Below are 20,100 nucleotides of genomic sequence, written 5' to 3' on the forward strand. Positions count from 1 at the left end.
AAGATGAAGATGAAACTGCTCGACTACACCCTGATCGGCATCCTCGCCGGCGGCCTCGCCGGCACCGCCTCCGCACAGGAGGCGCCGCCCGCGTCCGACGCCACCCGCTGCAACGGCAACGGCTGCACGTCCGACGAAGGCATGGTGTTCACCATCCGCACCCGCGGCGAACAGCGCCCGGTGACGAAGGACACCTCGGAACAGTCCGACTCCGGCAAGCTGCAGCCCGATCGCCGGGTGACGGTGGAAGCCGAACACGTCGCCTCGACGTGGAACCGCGACCTCCAGCCCGGCCAGGCGCTGGCCATCGGCAAGTGGTCGGCCGACCTGCCCGGCGGCGGCGTGATCTGGGCCACCGAGGATCCCAACCTCGGCCAGCCGCAGCTCAACGTCTCGGCGCCGTCGCTGGTGGCCTTCGACGGCAGCCGCATCGCCAAGCCGGTGCGCTTCTACGCCTACAGCAACTACGCCGACTTCGTGCGCCGCGCCGAGGTGCTGATCTACCGCGCCAGCGACGCCGACCTGGTCGCGCCGCTGGCGAAGGTGGACCTGCCGGTCGGTGCGGTCACGGACGTCACCTGGGACGGCACGCTGCCGGCGGGCTTCGAGGCCCGCGCCGGCGACGAACTGGTCTACATCGTCCGCGCCTACGGTGCCGACGGCAGCTTCGACGAGACCTGGCCGCGGCGCATGCAGCTGGTCACGCCGGACGAAGCCGAACGCGGCAGCCAGGTGCTGCAGCGCTCGGTCGAGAAGGCCAACGGCATCGCGATGAGCGCCGAAGAGGCGCAGCAGCGCAGTCTGGTGGAAGGCGTGTTCGGCGAGAACGCGCTGCGCCAGCAGAACATCGCGATCTACGGCTCGCGCATCCGCATCCAGGGCCGCGACATCCCCGAGGGTTATTCGGTCCGCATCAATGGCCAGAGCCAGCCGATCGACCTGCAGCGCAAGCTGGTGGCCGAATACCTGGTGCCGGTGGGCCGCCATGCCTACGAGATCGAACTCGCCGGCGGCGACCAGCAGACGCTGAACAAGCGCCTCGACATCGACGTCACCGGCAAGTACATGTTCGCGGTCGCGATCGCCGACTTCACGGCGTCCGGCAGCAGCGTGTCCGGTTCGGTGGAGCCGCTCAGCGGCGACGAACGCTACGACGACGGCTTCCTGCTGGAAGGTCGCCTCGCGTTCTACCTGAAGGGCAAGATCAAGGGCAAATACCTGGTCACCGCCCAGGCCGATACGCAGGAACGCGAGATCCGCGACCTGTTCCACGGCTTCGGCAAGGCCAACGCGCAGGACGTGTTCCGCCGCCTCGATCCGGACCAGTACTACCCGGTCTACGGCGACGACTCGACCACGGTCCGCGACGTCGACACCCAGGGCAAGCTCTACGTCCGCGTCGACTGGGACAAGAGCCAGGCGCTGTGGGGCAACTTCAACACCGGCATCACCGGCACCGAGTACGGCCAGTACTCGCGCTCGCTGTACGGCGGCGCGCTGAGCTGGCGTTCGCGCAAGGCGACCGAGCTTGGTGAACCGGCGTCGCAGCTGAAGGTGTTCGGCTCCGAGGCGCAGAGCGCGCCCGGGCACAGCGAGTTCCTCGGCACCGGCGGCAGTCTCTACTACCTCAAGCACACCGACGTGCTGCCCGGTTCCGACCGCGTGGTGCTGGAAGTGCGCGACCACACCACCGGCCGCGTCGAGAAGCGCATCGACCTGGCCCGCGGCGCGGACTACGAGATCGACGAGTTCCAGGGCCGCCTGCTGCTGACCCGGCCGCTGGCGCAGATCACCCGCGAGAACATCCCCACGCTCACCCGCGACACGCCGCTGGACGGCTTCTCGCAGGTGCTGCTGGTCGACTACGAGTACATCCCCGACGGCTTCGATCCGGGGTCGTTCACCGCCGGTCTGCGCGGCAAGCACTGGTTCGGCGAACACGTCGCGCTGGGCGCCACGTACATCGACGAGAACCGCGGCGGCGACGACTACACGCTCAAGGGCGCCGACCTGACCCTGCAGGCCGGTCGCGGCACCTACCTGAAGCTCGAACAGAGCAGCACGCAGGCCGCGAGCGCGCCGATCTTCTTCTCCGACAACGGCGGCCTGAGCTTCAGCCAGCTCAACCCGACCACCGTGTCGCGCGAAGGCGATGCGCGTGCGGTCGAGGCCCGCGCCAACTTCAAGGAACTGGGCTGGACCGCGCTGGACTGGTCCGCCGGTGCCTGGTGGCGCGACGTGGATTCGGGCTTCTCGGTCAGCCGCTTCGACATCGGCTCGCGCGTGCGCGAGGAAGGTGCCGAGGTGCTGGGCCAGTTCGCGCAGAACATCAACGTGCACGCGCGCTACAGCCGCGCCGAACGCGGCGACGAGACGCTGACCCAGTCGCAGGTCACCGGCGAATGGCGGATCGACGACTTCAACAGCCTCGCCGGCGAGCTGCGCCGCATCGAGGAGAAGCGCCTGTCCGGCAACGCGTCCGGCACGCTCGCCGCGCTGCAGTACAAGCACCGCTTCGGCAGCAGCCTCGACCTGTACGGCACCGCGCAGTTCACGGTGGACGACGACGGCGGCCGCTACGCCGACAACGACGCGTACACATTGGGCGCGAAGTACCTGTTCGGCGATCTGTCGAGCGTCGGGGCGGAAGTCACCACCGGCGACCGCGGCGACTCGGCGCAGGTCAACGCCGAATACCGCCTGAGCCCCGAGCACACGTTCTACGGCGCCTACACCTGGTCGACCGACCGCACCAGCTACGACCCGCTGTTCAACAACCGGCAGACCGCCGGCTGGACGCTGGGCCAGCGCTGGCGCCTGTCGAACCAGGTCAACGTCTACAACGAGAGCCAGTACCTCAAGGCGCCGAACGAAAGCGGCCTCGCCCACACCTTCGGCATGGATTTCTATCCGGGCGTGGGCTGGACGCTGGGCCTCACCCTGCAGACCGCGAACCTCGACCGCGGCACCGGCAACGTCGACCGCAACGCGGTCAGCGTCAGCGGCGGCCGCACCTCCAGCGCGACGCAGTGGAACAGCAAGCTCGAATGGCGCGAGGACAGCGGCGCCGAGCGGCGCACGCAGTGGGTGACCACCAACACGTTCACGCAGAAGGTCAACGAGAGCTTCCGCATCGCGGCGCGCTTCAACTACTCGAAGACCACCGACGACCTGCAGGCGAGCGCGGGCGCGAAGTTCATCGAGGGCAACCTCGGGTTCGCATGGCGTCCGTTCGACACCGGCAAGTGGGCGCTGCTGGGCAAGTACACGTACCTGTACGACGTGTCCGCGCTGTCGCAGACGGGCACCAACGTCGCCAACTACGACCAGCGCAGCCAGGTGCTGTCGCTGGAAGGCGTGTACACCCCGAACGTGCACTGGGAGTTCGCGGGCAAGGCGATGCGTCGCGAGGGCGAGGTGCGTTACGGCCGCCTGGCGGGCGAGTGGGCCGACTCCGGCGCGACGTTCGTCGCGGCGCAGGCGCGCTACGCGTTCGCCGACGACTGGCACGCGCTGGCGGAGTACCGCTGGCTCGGCGCGAAGCACGGCGGTGATCGCCAGGGCGCGCTGGTCGGCATCGACCGCGATCTGGGCAAGAACCTGCGCCTGGGCGTGGGCTACAACTTCACCCAGTTCAACGACGACCTGACGAACTTCGATTACGACCAGCGCGGCTGGTTCGTGAACTTCGTCGGCTGGTACTGACATGAACGACTGACGGCGACGGAACGCCGTGTCTGCAGGACGGGCGCGGCGTTCGCGCTCGTCCCGGCTTCGGCCATCGAATGATTCGATCGTCGACGCCAGATCGATAGTCGGCGCGTGTGTCGCGCCGTGTTCCAAGCGCAACCCTGGTTTGTCGGAGATTCCCTGGAATGAAAGGCCTCGTGTCGTCGTCCCGCCCGGTTGCGGCTCCCCGCAGCCCCGTTCGCCTGACGACGCTGGTCGCGGCGCTGGTCGTTGCCGCCGGGCTGGTCTCGCCTGCCGCGCAGGCGCGGCAGATCGGCAAGGATGGCGCGCGGACGGTGACGGCGGCCAACACCGTGCTCAACACCGTGACCACGCTCTCTGCGGGCGCGGCGTCGGGCGCCGGCACGATCACCGTCGCCAGTGCGGCCGGCATCACCGCCGGCGACGTGCTCATGCTGTACCAGGCGCAGGGCGCGAGCATCGCGACCACCAATACCAGCGGCTACGGCGCGGTGACCGCGCTCAACAACGCCGGCCGCTACGAATTCGTCAGCGTCGCCGCCGTGGCCGGCAACGTGATCACGCTGGGCGCCGTCTGCAGCGCCACGCCGCTGCGCTTCTCCTACAACGGCGGTGCGCAGGTCGTGCGCGTGCCGCAATTCAGCAGCCTGACCGTGAACACCGGGGCGTCCGTCGTGCCGTCCGCGTGGAACGGCAGCACCGGCGGCGTGGTCGCGGTCATCGTCGACGGCACGGCCACCATCAACGGGACGATCCACGCCAACGCGCTGGGGTTCCGCGGCGGCGCGCTCGACAACACGAGCACCGATGCCGCGACCGACATCACCGCCTACGTGGCCGCGACCGCGGCCGATGGTGGCGAGAAGGGCGAAAGCATCGCCGGTGCGCAGACCGTGTACGACGGCTTGGGCGGACGCTACAACCGCGGCGCGCCCGCCAACGGCGGCGGTGGCGGCAATTCGCACAATGCCGGCGGTGGCGGTGGCGCCAACGGCGGCAGTGCGGCCGGCTGGAGCGGCCAGGGCGTGCCCAGCCTCGCCACGGCAGCGTGGGCCAACGCGTGGAATATCGACGGCACCTTGACGTCGACGACCAATTCCCCGGGCGGTGGCCGTGGCGGTTACACCTACGCCGCCGCCGACCAGAATGCGCTGACGACGGCCCCGGGCACGGCGGGGTGGGCCGGCAACAACCGGCGCGAGCGCGGCGGGCTTGGCGGGCGTCCGCTGGCCAACAACCCGAGTACCGTCGGCGACACCCGCCTGTTCTTCGGCGGCGGCGGCGGTGCCGGCGATGGCAACAACAGTGCGGCCAGCGCCGGTGCTGCCGGTGGCGGGCTGGTGTACGTCATCGCCAACGCCGTCGGCGGCAGCGGTGCGCTCCAGGCCAACGGCGGCACGGCCACGGCCACGGTGCCGGGCCACAACGATGCCCCCGGCGGCGGCGGCGGCGGCGGTTCGGTGGTACTGGTCGCCCCGAGCGCAGGCGCGCTGAGCTTCTCCGCCAACGGCGGCGGCGGCGGCAACCAGCTGATCACCAGCGTCGAGTCCGAAGGTCCGGGCGGCGGCGGCGGTGGCGGTTACATCGCCTCGCCCGGCGGCACGCGCACCGTGTCGGGCGGCAATGGCGGCACGACCTCGTCGACCGCCGTGACCGAATTCGTGCCCAACGGCGCGACGGCCGGCAACGGCGGCAACACCGCGTCGGCGCCGGCGATCGCGGACCTGCCGCTGTGCAACTTCACCGCCCGTGCCGACCTGAGCGTGACCAAGACCAATACGCCGGGCCTCAACGGCAATGTCGACCAGGCCGCGGATACCGTGACCTCCGGCACCAGCACGACCTACACGATCACCCTGCGCAACAACGGGCCGGGCGCGGCCAACGGCACCGTGATCACCGATCCGGCGACGGCGAGCCTGACCTGCACCACCGCGAGCTGCACTGCGGCCGGCGGCGCGGCCTGCCCGGCACAGACCGGTGCGGCGCTGGTGTCCGCGTTGCAGGGGGCCGGTGCGACCGTGCCGACGCTGCCGGTCGGCGGCACGGCCACCTTCATCCTCACCTGCCAGGTGCCCTGAACCATGACTGCCTCTCCCCGGCGTCTCGTCCTCACCTTCGTCGCCACCCTCGCCTGCGGTCTGCTGTCGACGCCGGGCGCGCGTGCGCAGGTCTGTGCCACCCCCGGCGGTGCCGGCAACGTCACCGGCGTCGCGGGCATCATCAACACCTACTGGACCCCGGGCACCGGCAACTACGGGCCGGGCAGCACCACGATCTCGCTGAGCGCGCAGCGCGGCGCGGCGGCGACGCTGGCCCCGGGCGACCTGGTGCTGATCATCCAGATGCAGTGCGCCACGCTGAACACCACCGACACGCTCGCCTACGGCGACGGCGTCGCGGGCGAGCCCGCATCGGGCTACCTCAGTTCGTCGCCGGGCTGCGCCGCCGGCCGCTACCAGTTCCTCCGCGCCGGCGCGGGCACCAGCGGCAGCACGCTGGACCTCACCGGTTCGCCGCTGACGGCCGCCTACGAGCAGGCCGCCGCCACCACCACCAACGGCCGCCGCACCTTCCAGATCGTCCGCGTGCCGCAGTACGCCAACGTCACCCTCGGCGGGACCGTCACTGCGTCGCCATGGGACGGCAACAGCGGCGGCGTGGCGGTGATCGACGCCGCCTTCACCCTGGACTTCAACGGCCAGACCATCGATGTCGACGGTGCCGGCTTCCGCGGCGCGGGCGGCCGCGCCCGCGACGTCAACGAGGCCGTCGAACGCTTCCGCTGGGACGACGACACCCGCCACGCGGTGAAGGGCGAGGGCATCGCCGGCACGCCGCGCTTCATCAGCGAGAAGCGCACGCCGGACGACGGCAACCCTGCGGCGATCACCGACCTCGGCGCCGGCTGGGGCGGTTATCCCTCCGGTACCGCCAGCACCGGCGACTGGGCGCGTGGCGCGCCCGGCAACGCCGGCGGCGGCGGCGCCTACTGGGACGCCGGCAGCGACAACGGCGGCGGCGGTGGCGGCGGCAACGGCGCTGCGGGCGGACGCGGCGGCGCCGGCTGGCGCTCGGCCGGCTACGCCGGGATCCTCGCCGACTACAGCAACCTGCCCGACAAGAAGTGGGCCTTCGGCGGCGCGGCGTTCGCCCAGGCGGGCATCGCCCGGCTGGTGATGGGTGGTGGCGGCGGCGGCGGCGACAACAACGGCAACAGCACGGCCGAGCAGTCCAGCGGCGCGGCCGGCGGCGGCATCGTGATGGCGCGCGCGGTCACCGTGACCGGCGCCGGCACCATCCGTGCCCGCGGCGGCCGTGCGGCGGACAACCCGCTCAACGACGCCGCCGGCGGCGGCGGTGCGGGCGGCAGCGTGGTGGTGGTCGCGACCACCTGGAGCGCCGCGCTGAACGTCGACGTCAGTGGCGGCCGCGGCGGCGACGCCTGGGTGCCCGGCGGCTCCGCCCACGGCGGCGGCGGCGGCGGTGCGGCGGGCGTGGTGATCACCACCGGCGCGGCCACGGTAACCGCGAACGGCGGTGCGCCCGGCTTGACCAACACGGCCCAGGGCCAGCCCGGCGGTGCCACCCATGGCGCGACCAGCGGCGGCAGCAGCACCGGATCGGTGGTCAGCGCCGCGACCGACACGCCCGGCACCGACGTCGGCCGGACCTGCAAGTCGGACCTGCGCATCACCAAGACCAACACGCCGGGCGTGAACGGCGAAGTCGACCAGGCCGCCGACACCGTGGCGTCCGGCGCGACCTCGATCTACACGATCGTCGTCAGCAACACGGGGCCGAAGCCGGCGAACAACGCCGTCATCACCGATCCGGCGCCGACGGGACTGACCTGCACCACGGCCACCTGCACCGCCACCGGCGGCGCCGCGTGTCCCGCGCAGACCGGTGCCGCACTGGTCACTGCACTGCAGGGCGGGGGGGTGAGCATCCCCACGTTGCCGTCCGGCGGCAATGTGAGTTTTGCATTGACCTGCACCGTGCCATAGCGGACATCGATGGCAACGCCATCGATTGCGACCAAAGGACCACGAAATTCAGACGCACGGCAGGTTTTGCATGGTCCGGAATCACTAGCCTGTCACATGTGACAGCGTGAGGGGGGCGCTTGCCGCGCTTATGTTGCACGGGACGTGATTGCGCGACCCGTGCCGCGCACGATGGAAACACGAACGCATCCGCCATGCCGCGAAGGTGTGATGTTGTCGTGCAATCGGCCGGCCCGGGGACGGTAGTCACGGAAGCAACGAAGCAGGACAGGGGTGGTTGATGATGAGTATCCGAATCAGCTCGGGCGTGGCCCGCGCATGTCGCGCGGCCGTGCTTGCGTGCCTGTTGGCCATCGTTGCGCATGCGCCGCAGCTCCATGCGGCCACGGTCCAGCACCTCACCACCCAGACGGCGACCGCCACCGGCGCCGGGGCGACCGGCACGCCATCGATCGCCAGCTTCAGCATCCCCAGCGGCAAGAACCGCGTCCTGTTCATCTGGGCGACGTTCGAGCGTGACCACTGCTCGGCGGCCGACGGCACGGGCGGCCTGTGCACCACCGCCAACACCGCCGGCACCGGCCTGGGCGACAACTATCCCGAGCCGCGCACGGGCACGCCCCCGGCCACCACCAGCAACAACCAGATCACCGCGCGCGTCACCGGCCCGGGCGGCACGATCAACCGGCAGAACGCGCTGGTGATCGGCGGCACGCCCAGCGGCGACACCCGCTTCATCAACATCAGCACCTCGCCCAGCGGTTCGCCGGCCGGCACCGCGTTCTTCAGCCTCAGCAGCTTCCACATCGTGCTGTTCGAGAACGACATCAACACGCTGCTCGGCGGCGCGGCCTCGGGCACGGTCAGCATCACCTTCCCCGACGTGGTGTCGCCGACCAACCCCGGCGACGACGCGCTGATGCTGGCGTCGGTGTACCAGAACGTCGAGCAGACGGTGACCGGCTTCGTCCGCAACGCCACCGCCACCGCGCAGGTGACGACCGGCACGCCGGGCAACTCCTCGCTTGCCCCGGCCGCCTACGACGCCGGCCAGGCGCCGGACGAGGCCGAAGACGGCAAGCTGGTGATGGGCGCCAGCAGCAGCACCGAAGGCTTCACCACGCCCACCGGCCACACCTCGCTCACCGGCTCGCTGGTGACCGGCAACAGCGCCGGCACCTACGACACGCCCAACGGCAACATCAACAACGAACCCAATGGCGTGACCGGTGGCGCCTACTTCCGCAACGGCGGCGCCACGCCCGGCAGTCTCTACACCCTGCAGATGGCGGGTGCGGCGGCCACGCTGGTCTACGGCGCCACCAACGCGTCGTTCCTGCTGGAATCCGACAACGCCGACGTCGGCGACGCGCCGATCAGCTACGGCAACCCCACGCACACCATCACCGGCATCCGCATGGGCGCCACCGTGGACGCCGACACCGGCCTGCTCAACAATGCCAACGCGACCGGCGACGACACCAACAATACCGACGACGAAGATGGCGTGACCCTGTCGCCGCTGCTGCCGATCGGCGAGATCACGATCGTGCCGGTGAGCATCCAGAACGCCGGCGGCGTGCTCAACGCCTGGTTCGACTGGAACGCCGACGGCGACTTCAACGACGCCGGCGAGCAGATGGTCAGCGACCAGGCGGTCGCCACGGGCACGGTCAACCTCAACATCGCGGTGCCGGCCGGCGCGATCATCGGCCCGACCTTCGCCCGCTTCCGCGTCTGCACCAGCAGCGCCACCACCGCCCCGCTGGACAACTGCAACACGCCGGTCAGCACGGTGCAGAGCGGCGAAGTCGAGGACTACCAGTTCCAGGTCACGCGCAAGGTGCTGCTGAACAAGATCACCACCGGCATCGCCGGCGGCCCGTTCGGCTTCGCCCTGACCAACACCGGACAGACCACCGGCACCGTCACCACCGCGGCCGCCAACACCGCGACCCAGGTCGACGGCAACACCGGCATGACCGGCACGCAGGTCTTCGCCGTGGTTTCGCCGACCACCGCCGTCACCATCAACGAGAATTCGCTGCCGGCCGGCTGGTCGTTCAACGGTGCGACCTGCGTCAACGCGTCCAACGCCACCGTCGGCAGCCTGAGCGGCACCACCTACACCATCACCGGCGCCGAGATCGCGGCCAGCACCGGCTTCACCTGCACCTTCACCAATGACCGCCTGCCGATCCTGCGCCTGCAGAAGGCGTTGCCGTCCGGGCGGTTCGTCGCCGGCGACCAGTTCACCCTCACCGTCACCGGCACCGGCGGCCCGGCCACCGTGACCACTGCCGGCGCAGGCACCACCGCCACCGGCGTCGCCACGCTCAATCCCGGCGCGATCGGCGCGACCTACACCTTGGCCGAGACCGCCGCCGCCGGCGCGAACCTCGGCAACTACATCACCACCTACAGCTGCACCAACGCACTGGCGGGCGGGCAGGCGCCCAGCGGCAGCGGCACCAGCTTCTCGCTGACCGCCGTCACCGGCGACGACCTGACCTGCACCTTCACCAACACGCGCAAGAACCAGGCCGACCTGCGCCTGACCAAGACCAACACGCCGGGCGTGAACGGCGACGTCGACCAGGCCGCGGACATCGTGACCTCCGGCGCCACGACCACGTACACCATCGCCGTGGCCAACCTCGGGCCGGATGCCGCCGATGGCGCGGTGCTGACCGATCCCGCGCCGACCAACCTCACCTGCACCTCCGCCAGCTGCACCGCGACCGGCGGCGCGACGTGTCCGCCGATCACCGGCGCAGTTCTCGTCGCCGCACTGCAGGGCGCGGGCGCACCGATCCCGGCGCTGCCGCTCAACAGCTCGGTGACGGTGACGCTGACCTGCACGGTGAACTGACAGGCAGGGCGGCACCTTGCCGTGGCTGACCGCCCCGGCCCGGTTTTCGCGTATGACACCGGGCCAGCGCCGCGATCCTGAACGGATCGCGACCTTTGTTCGAGGAACGGGGGAGCGATGACGGCGAACGCGGGACACCCCAGGCACTCCGAACGCAGCGCACGCGCGCTGCGCCACAACCACGCGCTGGTCGCCCTGGCGCGCCGGGTGTGGAGCGACGACTGCACCCTGCAGACCGCCATCGCCCTGATCTGCCAGGTCGCCGCCGAAACGCTGGAAGTCGAGCGCGTCAACGTCTGGCGCGTGGATCGCGGTGCCAGCCGCCTGCGCTGCGTGCATGCCTACCTGCGCAGCGAGGATCGCCACAACCCCGACGGCTTCGACGAAACCCTGGCCATCGATCGCGAATACGGCGAGCAGCTGGAAGACGTGCGCGTGATCGACATCGCCGACGTGCGCGCCGACGACACCGTGGCCGACGACGACAGCCTGCAGGCCTATTTCACCCGCCATCGCGTGCAGTCGCTGCTGGACGCGCCGGTGCGCAGCCAGGGTGAACTGCTGGGCGTGGTCTGCCACGAGCAGGTCGGCTGCGCGCGGATGTGGACGCCCGAGGACGAGGCCTTCGCCGGCAGCATCGGCGACTACGTGGCCATGGCCTACGAGATCAGCCGGCGCCGCGAGGCCGAAAGCCGGCTGCGCTACATCGAACGCCACGATCCGCAGACCGACCTGCCCAACCGCGACCACCTGCTCGAAGTCGCGCACAGCGCGCTGCGGCCGATGCACGAGAACGACGGCGGCCTGGTGGCGGTGCACCTGCAGGTGGAACTGCCGATGGAGGCGCTGCCCGACGGCGACGCGCGCCAGCGCCTGCTCACCGCGGTCGCCGATCGCCTGCGCGAGGCCACCGGCGAAGCGGCGACGCTGGCCCGCGTGCGCGAGGACGCCTTCGCGGTGATCCCGCACCGGCACCTGCCGGAAGTCGAGGCGCTGGCGCTGGCCGAACGCTGCATCGACCTGGTCCAGGCCGGTTTCGACCACGGCGGCGCCCTGCCGCAGCCGGCCACGGTGTCGGCCGGCATCGCCTTCTCGCGCGACCTCGTCGCGCCGTCCGCCGACACGCTGCTGCGCAACGCCGAGAACGCGAGCCTGCGCGCGCGCCAGACCGGCTTCAACCGCTGCGAAGTGTTCGACGCCGACCGCCACCGCGGCCTGCTCGAACGCCTGCGCACCGAACAGGCGCTGCGCGAGGCCTTCGCCGCCGGCGACCTGGTGCTGCACTACATGCCCGAGATCGACCTGCGCGACGGGCGCTGGCGCGCCGCCGAAGCGCTGCTGCGCTGGCGCACGCCCGACGGCCGCGTGGTGCCGGCGGGCGAGTTCATCGAGGTCGCGGAAAGCTCGGGCCTGATCGTGCGCCTCGGCCGCTGGGTGCTGCTCGAAGCCTGCCACGCCGCGATGCGCTGGCCCGCGCGCGACGGCGTCGCGCCGATGCTGCGCGTCAACGTCTCCGCGCGCCAGTTCGAGCAGGCCGGCCTCATCACCGACGTCCAGATCGCCCTCACCGATTCCGGCCTGCCGCCGCAGCGCCTGTGCCTGGAACTCACCGAGACGCTGCTGCTGCGCGACCAGCAGACCGCTGGCCGCACGCTCGCCCGCCTGCGCGCACTGGGCGTGCACGTGGCGCTCGACGATTTCGGCAGCGGCTACTGCTCGCTCGGCTACCTCAAGCACCTGCCGATCGACACGCTGAAGATCGATCGCGGCTTCACCGCCGGTCTGCCCGGCAACCGTGCCGACCTCGCGATCGTGCAGGCCGTGGCGCAACTCGCCCACACCCTCGGCATCGACGTCGTCGGCGAGGGCGTCGAAACGCAGGCCCAGGCCGAGTGCCTCCGCGACTGCAACATCTTCGCCGTGCAGGGCTGGCTCTATTCGCCGGCGATCGACAACGACACGCTGATCGCGGGGTTCGGCGGGCAGGGCTGAGCCGGCCGCGCGACGCGGCGGACGCGGACACGGATCTCGCGCGGGAGCTCGGGCAACCGGCACAGCGGCGTGCATGTGGACGAAGGCACCGCAGAGACACCGACGACGACCACACCGCATGCCGCATCCGACGCACCCTGATGCGGCAGGGCGTCGTCGACGAGCGGTCGGGCCGTGTTCGCACCGATCCGGCGGATCGCGTCGGCACGTCGCTCGACCCCGCCGTCAGCGGCGCCGACCCTGCGCATGCGATCCGAACGTGGATGGCCGGGCGATCGCCAGGCCGTCGACGTTCCCTCCAACGCCGCGTCGATCGAAAGGAGCATCGAAATGACCAGCTTGCCCAATGGCGTCAATGCATGGCTTTTCCTGAATGAGGATGAGCCGCCGCAGACGAACTACACCAGCCCCGACAGCTGTTACCAGTCGCTGATCCAGTACGGGACGTACAACAGCGCCGACTTCATCGGCATCGCCTTCTTCGAGGTCGTGCCCGCGACCAACGGCGATACCATCCAGATCGGCGCCTCTTCCCATCCCGGCGGTCTGACGAACCAGGACTACCTCGACTACGTGCTCCGCGACGCGCGGCAGGCCAACCCGGGCATCAAGTTCCTGGCGACCATGGTGTATTCGGGCGACAACACCCTCGCGAGGATCTTCGCCGGCGGCGGCGATCCGCAGGCGCAGGCCACGGCGTTCGCCACCAATCTGGTGGCCTACCTGCAGGCCAGCGGCATGAACGGCCTGGACGTCGACTGGGAAGGCGATGTCTCCCTGAAGCTCACCCGGGAACACTTCAAGATCCTGTTCTCGACGATCCGCACGGTGTTCGACGCGCAGCCGGTGAAGTACTTCCTGTCGTTCACGCCGGCATGGCCCACCGACACGATCGACTACGCGACGGTCAACAGTGCGTTCGATTTCGTGTCGCCGCAGTTCTACGACGGCACGCCGCTGTCGAGCTTCCTGCGCGCCGGGATCTCCCCCGACAAGATCGGCTACGGCGCGCAGTTCGAACCCGACAACGCGGCACCCAACACCAGCGCGCAGCAGGTGTGGAGCGCCGTGTCGGCCGGGTTCCAGCACGGCGGCACCACGTACGCCTACCGGGACATCTTCATGTGGCGCCTGAACTCCGGCAATTTCCAGTTCGAGCAGGCGCAGTTCATGATCCTGGACCAGCTCGCGCAGCCGCCTGCCGGCACCGCGTTCGACGATCGGCCGATCGTCGGCGCCGCGGGCGTCCCCGACATCACCGGGATCACGGTCCGCTCGGGCGAGGTGCTCGACGCCCTGCAGATCGTGTGCACCGGCACGGGGCCGTACAACACCGGGCCCCAGGGGGCCGATCTCTTCACCCTGCCGCAGCACGGCGGGAACGGCGGCACGGCCACGACCCTCGCGATTTCGCCGAACGATCCGATCGTGTCGATCTCCGGTTACACCGGCACGTGGTACGGCTGGCAGTGCGTCCTGCAGCTCACCCTGACCTGCAGGAGCGGTGCGACGCACGGCCCGTACGGCACGATGTCCGGCGCGACGTCGCAGACCCCGTTCACGCAGTCCGCGCCGTCCGGCCAGCGCCTGATCGCCTTCAGCGGGACCACGGTGACCGTGCCGATGGCGGGCGGCAGCATGGGGGCGATCATCGCGAGCCTGCAGGCGGCGTTCGGTTGAAGCGCCGGAGCGACGGGCCTGCGCGGTGAGCGCGCGGGCCCGTCGCGCGTCCGGGGCGACGCGGCGTCGGTGCCGGCGATCCCCGGTGCGCCTGCGGATTCGCTGCGGACGCCGGGCGCGCTACCCTGCACCTCCCGCGTTCCGTCCCGGCGAGGTGCCCCGTGTCCCGATCGATCCGAACGCCTGCGGCCTCGTTCGCCGCGGTCTTCGCGTTGTCCGTCGCACTGTCCGCGGCGGGTCCCGCACTCGCCGCCGATCGCGTCACCGGCAAGCCGTTCGCCACCCGCAGCGAGGTGTATGCGCCGCATGCGATGGCGGCGACGTCGCATCCGCTGGCGACGCAGATCGCACTCGAGACGATGCGCGCCGGCGGCAGCGCGGTGGACGCGGCGATCGCGGCCGACGCGGCGCTGGGGTTGATGGAGCCGACCGGCAGCGGCATCGGCGGCGACCTGTTCGCGATCGTGTGGGACCCGAAGACGAAGCGGCTCTACGGCTACAACGGTTCCGGGCGTTCGCCGAAGGCGCTGACGCTGGCCGAGTTCCAGCGCCGCGGCCTGACCGACATTCCGGCGCAGGGGCCGCTGCCGGTGAGCGTGCCCGGCTGCGTCGACGGCTGGTTCGCGCTGCACGACCGCTTCGGCAAGCGTCCGATGGCCGACAACCTCGCGCCGACCATCCGCTACGCGCGTGAAGGCCATCCGGTCGCCGAAACCATCGCGTACTACTGGAACCGCAGCGTGCCGGGCCTGTCGAAGTGGCCCGGCTTCGCCGAGCAGTTCACCGTGGATGGAAAGCGCGGCCCCCGCACCGGTGAAACCTGGCGCAATCCGAACCTCGCGAACACGCTGGAGCAGATCGCGCGCGGCGGCCGCGACGCGTTCTACAAGGGCGACATCGCGCGCACCATCGATGCGTATTTCAAGGCCAACGGTGGTTTCCTGCGCTACGAGGACCTCGCCGAACACCATGGTGACTGGGTCGAGCCGGTCAGCACGAATTATCGCGGCTACGACGTGTGGGAACTGCCGCCGAACGGGCAGGGCATCGCCGCGCTGCAGATCCTCAACCTGCTCGAACCCTATGATCTGAAGTCGTATGGCTTCGGCAGCCCCGAGCACGTGCATCTGTTCGTCGAGGCGAAGAAGCTGGCGTTCGCCGATCGCGCCGCGTCGTATGCCGATCCGAAGTTTTACGACACGCCGGTGGCGCGGTTGATCTCGAAGGGCTACGCCGCCGAACGCGGCAAGCGGATCTCGATGGACAAGGCCGCGCGCAGCGTGGAGCCGGGCATCATTCCCGAGGTCAATGAAGGCGACACCATCTACCTCACCACCGCCGACGCCAGCGGCATGATGGTGTCGCTGATCCAGTCGAACTACCGCGGCATGGGCAGCGGCATGGCGCCGCCGGGACTGGGCTTCGTCTTCCAGGACCGCGGCGAGATGTTCGTGCTCAAGCCCGGCCATCCCAACACCTACGCGCCGGGCAAGCGGCCGTTCCACACCATCATCCCCGCGTTCGTCACGAAGGACGGCAAGCCGTGGTTGAGCTTCGGCGTGATGGGCGGCGCGATGCAGCCGCAGGGCCACGCGCAGATCCTCATGAACCTGATCGACTTCGGCATGAACCTGCAGGAAGCCGGCGATGCGCCGCGCATCCAGCACGACGGCAGCACCGAACCCACCGGCCAGAGCACCGCGATGACCGACGGCGGCGAAGTCGACCTCGAAAGCGGCTTCCCGATCGAAACCGTCCGCGCGCTGATGCGCAAGGGACATTCCATCCGTTTCGCCGACGGTCCCTACGGCGGCTACCAGGCGATCATGGTGAACCCCAACGGCGGCGGCTACGTCGGCGCCAGCGAATCGCGCAAGGACGGCATGGCGGCGGGGTATTGAGCGGATGACGTACTGCGGGTACGTATTGCGGGCGATAGAAGATATTGGTTGGATAGCAGAGGCCGATCTTTGGCAAAGGAAAGGGGGCACGAACTGCGTGCCCCCTTTCTTGGTTGCTCTTACTTCTCTTTTCGGACGCCCTTAAACGGGGTCTTGTCCGACTTCACGTCCATGAAGCGCCCGGTATCGGTGTTGCGCTTCACGTAATTTCCAGCAGGGGTCTTGGTCTGCGAACGATCGCGCACAGGGCCAATGCGGTGACCATCGCCTTTCGGTGGGTTGGTAGCCATCTAATTATTCCTCTGTAGTGTGAATGGATCGGTTTTATCGCTAAGGGTAGGAATCTCCGACCTTCAGGACGGGGCAGCCACAAGGACTGCCCCGTCACCGACCCGATTACTCGGGCACCCAGAGCGGGAAGGCTTTCAAGCCCACAGCAGAAGCGAAGAGCTTCTTGCCGTTCTTCAGGGTGATGAACGGCCTGAAGATGAGCTTGTAGCCCGGCCGCTGGGGAGTCGTCGGCGTAGTCATACGCTGAGATTCCTTATTGGCAGGGCGTCCATCCGACAACTCAAAGGAGCGGCACTTGACGGTTCGGTCAGCAATCCATATGCTTTCCGAACTGCCCGCCCGCAGTGCTGCAACCTCTGAGACCGCACCGATTGGACGTAAACGGGTGTGGTTTTCTTGTTTTACCCCGACCCTTCTCGGTCGGTAACACAAAAAAATTGCAAAAGGGTCTAGCCATCGGCTAGGCCCTTTTTTCGTCCTTGAATGTTTAGCAGTCGATCAGGCTGACTGCTAAGGAGCCGAGCAAATCCCCTATGGCCTTGGGGTATGTGCGTATCTTACGGAGCGTGCTTGCGATGTCAAGCGCTCATTAAGCATGCTTGATTCGGTTAGCGCGTGCTAACATTTTGAGCCGGTTAGGCTCATCTAGCCGCCCTCGGACGGAGGACATATGACGACTGAGACCACAGGGGTATCCCTCCCTGCAAAGCTTGGGACATACCTAAAATCAGTACGGCTTGGATTGGACATGACTCTTCGTGGTGTGGAAGAGGCAACCAATCAAGATGTCTCCAATGCATATCTAAGCCAACTTGAAAATGGCAAAGTAGCAAAGCCTTCGCCGCACATCCTCTATGCGCTGTCCCAGGCATACGGGATCTCATATGAGGACTTGATGCAGCGAGCGGGCTACATTGCGCCAACAAAGACGGATCGTAGGGCAGAAGAAAAGCATGGCCGTGCGGCGACCTTCGCGATAGAGCAATTGTCCGCAGACGAAGAGCACGCGCTTCTCACATATCTCGCAGTATTTCGCTCACAACGGAAGGGGCATGAGAAAACCTGATGATTGCAGTCTAACGCAAGCGCAGCGCGCAAAAGTTCGAGCTGAGGCAGAGCGAGCGCTTCGAGAGGCAGGAGCTCTCGGCGTCTTTCCGACTCCCGTCGCCGACATCATGTCTGTAGCGAAAGTGGAGGAAGTCAAAGAAGATGTGCTCAACGAGAGCTTTATTCAAAAGCTTCGCGCAAAAGCACACGAGGCTGGCCAGTCCCTAAAGACTGCGTTATCCAAAGTGCTTGGACTCTTTCATGCAAGTGAAGGGCTTGTCTTTATCGACAAGAGTCTCATGGGGGTCAAAAAAACCTTTGTCCGTCTCCATGAGTCAGCACACGGTTTTTTGCCTTGGCAGCGCACTATGTATGCGGTGGTGGAGGACTGTGAGCATTCTCTAGACCCCGATGTGGCAGAAGCGTTTGATCGTGAAGCAAACGTCTTTGCATCGGAAGTGCTGTTCCAAATTGATACGTTTATTGAAGAGGCTGAAAGTAAGGCGTTCGGGATTTTTACTGCTGTCGACATGAGTAAAAAATACGGGGCATCACTGTATGCAAGCATACGGCAGTATGTTTCGAAAAGTACAAAAACATGCGTAGTTCTCGTGCTGAATCCGCCGAAATTTGCAGATGGCGATGGGTTTCGGGCATCGTTGCGCCGAGTTGTCCCATCCGCGTCATTCGCCCAGGTATTCGGTAACTTAGACTGGCCAGATGCATTCACGCCGGATGACCAAATTGGTGCAATGGTTCCGCTGGGGAAGAGTCGTGCTTCTGGGAAGCGAAATTTGAAACTTACGGATGCAAATGGCGTTTCTCATGAATGCGTGGCGGAGTCGTTTACTAACACGTATCAAGTGTTCATCCTGATCCATGCGATGGATACTATGACGGCAACAACTATTATTTTGCCATCATCGTATGGAAGGCCATAGACGTACTTGGCTACGGCTTTTCTTCAAGTAAGTTATTTTCATAACATGGCCTTCGACGCCTTCGCCCTCATCCTCGCGATGCTCGCGCTGGGCTATGCGTTCCAGCGCCTGCGGGTGCTGCCGGACAACGCGGCGCAGACGCTCAACCTCGTGGTGCTGTACGTGTGCCTGCCGGCGGCGGTGCTGCGCTATGCGCCGCGACTGCACCTGGAGCCGGCGCTGATCGGGATCGCGGTGGTGCCATGGGTGCTGCTGCTGGCGACGATCGTGCTGGTGACGCTGCTGGCGCGCGCGCTGCGGTTCCGCGACGACGAGCGCGCGGTGCTGCTGCTGACGGTGGCGCTGGGCAACACCAGCTTCCTCGGCTATCCGCTGACGCGGGCGCTCATCGGCGAGCACGCGCTGCCGTACGCCGTCATCTACGACCAGTTCGGCGCGTTCCTGATCCTGTCGACGTTCGGGCTGTGGGTGCTCGCGCGCTACGGCGGCGACCGCAAGCCGACCGCGCGCGAGATGCTGGCGCGGGTCGTGCGCTTTCCGCCGATCTGGGCGCTCGTGGTCGGCTTCACGATCATGCCGGCCGAGCCGCCGGCATGGGTCGCGGGCGGGCTGCAGCGGTTGTCGGACGCGCTGCTGCCGCTGGCGATGCTGACCATCGGCCTGTCGGTGAAGCTGGCGCTGCCGCGCGACGAGCTGAAGCCGCTCGCCGCCGGCCTGCTGCTGAAACTCACGCTGCTGCCGGCGCTGGCGCTGCCGCTGGTGCGGCTGCTGGGCCTGCACGGCGAGATGGCGCGGACCACGGTGCTGGAATCGGCGATGCCGTCGATGGTCACCGCCGGCGCGCTGGCGATCTCGCACGGCCTCGCGCCGCGGCTGGCGGCGGCGATGGTCGGCTACGGCCTGCTGCTGTCGCTGCTCACGCTGCCGCTGTGGGCCGGCGTAGGATGACGGCATGATCAGCAACGACCTCGACATCGACCACTGGCGGCGCGAACTCGCGATGCGCGGCCACGTGCAGATCCCCGGCTTCCTGCAGCCGCCCGCGGCCGAAGCGCTGGCGCGCGAGCTGTCCGAACGCGTGCCGTGGCAGTTGGCCGAGCGCAGCGACGGCACCTCGCGCACCACCCCGCGCGGCGCGTATCCGCAAGGCGCGGACTACGACCGCCTGATCGAAGCCGGCTACGCGGCGGCGGCGACCAGCTACCAGTTCGCCTACGACAGCTACATGCTGCTGAAGGCCGCGCGCGAGGGCTGGGATCCGGAACTGCTGGTCCACGGCGTGCTGCGCTTCCTCAACACGCCCGACTTCCTCGACTTCGCGCGCCACCTCGGCGGCGATCCCGCGATCCGCCACGTCGTCGCGCAGGCCACGCGCTACCGACCGGGCCAGTACCTGATGCCGCACGACGACGAAGAGGCCTCCGAGCAGCGCCGCTACGCGTTCGTCGTCAACCTCAGCCCCGACTGGCGGCCCGACTGGGGCGGCCAGCTGCAGTTCCTCGATCGCGAAGGCAATGTGCTGCACACCTACCTGCCGCGCTGGAACTCGCTGAGCCTGTTCCGCGTGCCGCAGCGCCACCAGGTCACGTTCGTGACGCCGTGGGCGGCCGCGCCGCGGCACGCGATCACTGGCTGGTGGCTGGCGAGCTGAGCGC

At 68.3% G+C, this 20,100-nt stretch carries 14 protein-coding genes; 11 read left to right on the top strand and 3 right to left on the bottom strand.

What is annotated here, in order from left to right; all coding sequences use genetic code 11:
* Window positions 1-3 precede the first annotated feature (3 nt).
* The 5 genes from ACT53Q_RS04280 to ACT53Q_RS04300 all read left to right on the top strand — a co-directional run bounded on the left by ACT53Q_RS04280 (window position 4) and on the right by ACT53Q_RS04300 (window position 12,585).
* Window positions 4-3,705: a hypothetical protein gene (locus ACT53Q_RS04280; protein ID WP_476185421.1), complete on the top strand. Its 3,702-nt coding sequence runs from the start codon at window positions 4-6 to the stop codon at window positions 3,703-3,705.
* A gap of 170 nt (window positions 3,706-3,875) precedes the next feature.
* On the top strand, window positions 3,876-5,792 hold the full coding sequence (locus ACT53Q_RS04285; RefSeq protein WP_476185422.1) for a hypothetical protein: 1,917 nt from the start codon (window positions 3,876-3,878) through the stop codon (window positions 5,790-5,792).
* Between the two features lie 3 nt (window positions 5,793-5,795).
* On the top strand, window positions 5,796-7,721 hold the full coding sequence (locus ACT53Q_RS04290; RefSeq protein WP_476185423.1) for a hypothetical protein: 1,926 nt from the start codon (window positions 5,796-5,798) through the stop codon (window positions 7,719-7,721).
* Between the two features lie 346 nt (window positions 7,722-8,067).
* A complete protein-coding gene (locus ACT53Q_RS04295; RefSeq protein ID WP_476185424.1) occupies window positions 8,068-10,593 on the top strand; it encodes a prealbumin-like fold domain-containing protein in 2,526 nt (841 codons plus the stop codon).
* 117 nt (window positions 10,594-10,710) lie between these two features.
* Complete coding sequence (locus ACT53Q_RS04300; RefSeq protein WP_476185425.1) at window positions 10,711-12,585, top strand: putative bifunctional diguanylate cyclase/phosphodiesterase; 1,875 nt, start codon at window positions 10,711-10,713, stop codon at window positions 12,583-12,585.
* On the opposite strand, the gene ACT53Q_RS04305 is transcribed toward ACT53Q_RS04300, so the two are convergent.
* Entirely contained in the window at window positions 12,528-12,932 is a 405-nt protein-coding gene (locus ACT53Q_RS04305; protein WP_476185426.1) for a hypothetical protein, read from the bottom strand. The two genes, ACT53Q_RS04300 and ACT53Q_RS04305, sit on opposite strands and share 58 nt — an antisense overlap.
* Here ACT53Q_RS04305 and ACT53Q_RS04310 point away from each other — a divergent pair.
* Both ACT53Q_RS04310 and ggt read left to right on the top strand, forming a co-directional pair.
* Window positions 12,916-14,265 carry a jacalin-like lectin gene (locus ACT53Q_RS04310; protein ID WP_476185427.1) on the top strand — a complete coding sequence of 450 codons (1,350 nt, stop codon included), beginning with the start codon at window positions 12,916-12,918 and terminating at the stop codon, window positions 14,263-14,265. The genes ACT53Q_RS04305 and ACT53Q_RS04310 overlap by 17 nt on opposite strands.
* Window positions 14,266-14,477: 212 nt before the next feature.
* A complete protein-coding gene (ggt, locus tag ACT53Q_RS04315) occupies window positions 14,478-16,166 on the top strand; it encodes a gamma-glutamyltransferase (RefSeq protein WP_476185777.1) in 1,689 nt (562 codons plus the stop codon).
* 119 nt (window positions 16,167-16,285) lie between these two features.
* Here the strand turns inward: ggt and ACT53Q_RS04320 are convergent, their stop codons facing one another.
* Together ACT53Q_RS04320 and ACT53Q_RS04325 are read right to left on the bottom strand one after the other, a co-directional pair.
* Window positions 16,286-16,456: a hypothetical protein gene (locus tag ACT53Q_RS04320; protein ID WP_476185428.1), complete on the bottom strand. Its 171-nt coding sequence runs from the start codon at window positions 16,454-16,456 to the stop codon at window positions 16,286-16,288.
* Window positions 16,457-16,562: 106 nt separating this feature from the next.
* Entirely contained in the window at window positions 16,563-16,697 is a 135-nt protein-coding gene (locus tag ACT53Q_RS04325) for a hypothetical protein (protein ID WP_476185429.1), read from the bottom strand.
* Between the two features lie 430 nt (window positions 16,698-17,127).
* Between ACT53Q_RS04325 and ACT53Q_RS04330 the strand changes: the two genes are divergently transcribed.
* The 4 genes from ACT53Q_RS04330 to ACT53Q_RS04345 are packed head-to-tail and all read left to right on the top strand — an operon-like array spanning window position 17,128 to window position 20,096.
* Window positions 17,128-17,523 (top strand): helix-turn-helix domain-containing protein, encoded by a 396-nt coding sequence (locus ACT53Q_RS04330; protein WP_476185430.1) that lies wholly within the window; start codon window positions 17,128-17,130, stop codon window positions 17,521-17,523.
* Complete coding sequence (locus tag ACT53Q_RS04335; protein WP_476185431.1) at window positions 17,510-18,445, top strand: hypothetical protein; 936 nt, start codon at window positions 17,510-17,512, stop codon at window positions 18,443-18,445. The genes ACT53Q_RS04330 and ACT53Q_RS04335 overlap by 14 nt, the downstream gene beginning before the upstream one ends.
* A gap of 45 nt (window positions 18,446-18,490) precedes the next feature.
* Window positions 18,491-19,393 (top strand): AEC family transporter, encoded by a 903-nt coding sequence (locus ACT53Q_RS04340; protein ID WP_476185432.1) that lies wholly within the window; start codon window positions 18,491-18,493, stop codon window positions 19,391-19,393.
* Between the two features lie 4 nt (window positions 19,394-19,397).
* A complete protein-coding gene (locus ACT53Q_RS04345) occupies window positions 19,398-20,096 on the top strand; it encodes a 2OG-Fe(II) oxygenase (protein ID WP_476185433.1) in 699 nt (232 codons plus the stop codon).
* The last annotated feature ends 4 nt before the right edge of the window (window positions 20,097-20,100 follow it).

Source organism: Lysobacter sp. DMC97 (assembly GCF_056313745.1).

Coding starts and splice junctions, on each gene's coding strand:
- ACT53Q_RS04300 (WP_476185425.1), top strand. CDS start 10,711: ATGACGGCGAACGCGGGACACCCCAGGCACTCCGAACGCAGCGCACGC.
- ACT53Q_RS04290 (WP_476185423.1), top strand. CDS start 5,796: ATGACTGCCTCTCCCCGGCGTCTCGTCCTCACCTTCGTCGCCACCCTC.
- ACT53Q_RS04280 (WP_476185421.1), top strand. CDS start 4: ATGAAGATGAAACTGCTCGACTACACCCTGATCGGCATCCTCGCCGGC.
- ACT53Q_RS04285 (WP_476185422.1), top strand. CDS start 3,876: ATGAAAGGCCTCGTGTCGTCGTCCCGCCCGGTTGCGGCTCCCCGCAGC.
- ACT53Q_RS04310 (WP_476185427.1), top strand. CDS start 12,916: ATGACCAGCTTGCCCAATGGCGTCAATGCATGGCTTTTCCTGAATGAG.
- ACT53Q_RS04320 (WP_476185428.1), bottom strand. CDS start 16,456: ATGGCTACCAACCCACCGAAAGGCGATGGTCACCGCATTGGCCCTGTG.
- ACT53Q_RS04340 (WP_476185432.1), top strand. CDS start 18,491: ATGGCCTTCGACGCCTTCGCCCTCATCCTCGCGATGCTCGCGCTGGGC.
- ACT53Q_RS04325 (WP_476185429.1), bottom strand. CDS start 16,697: ATGACTACGCCGACGACTCCCCAGCGGCCGGGCTACAAGCTCATCTTC.
- ACT53Q_RS04335 (WP_476185431.1), top strand. CDS start 17,510: ATGAGAAAACCTGATGATTGCAGTCTAACGCAAGCGCAGCGCGCAAAA.
- ACT53Q_RS04345 (WP_476185433.1), top strand. CDS start 19,398: ATGATCAGCAACGACCTCGACATCGACCACTGGCGGCGCGAACTCGCG.
- ACT53Q_RS04330 (WP_476185430.1), top strand. CDS start 17,128: ATGACGACTGAGACCACAGGGGTATCCCTCCCTGCAAAGCTTGGGACA.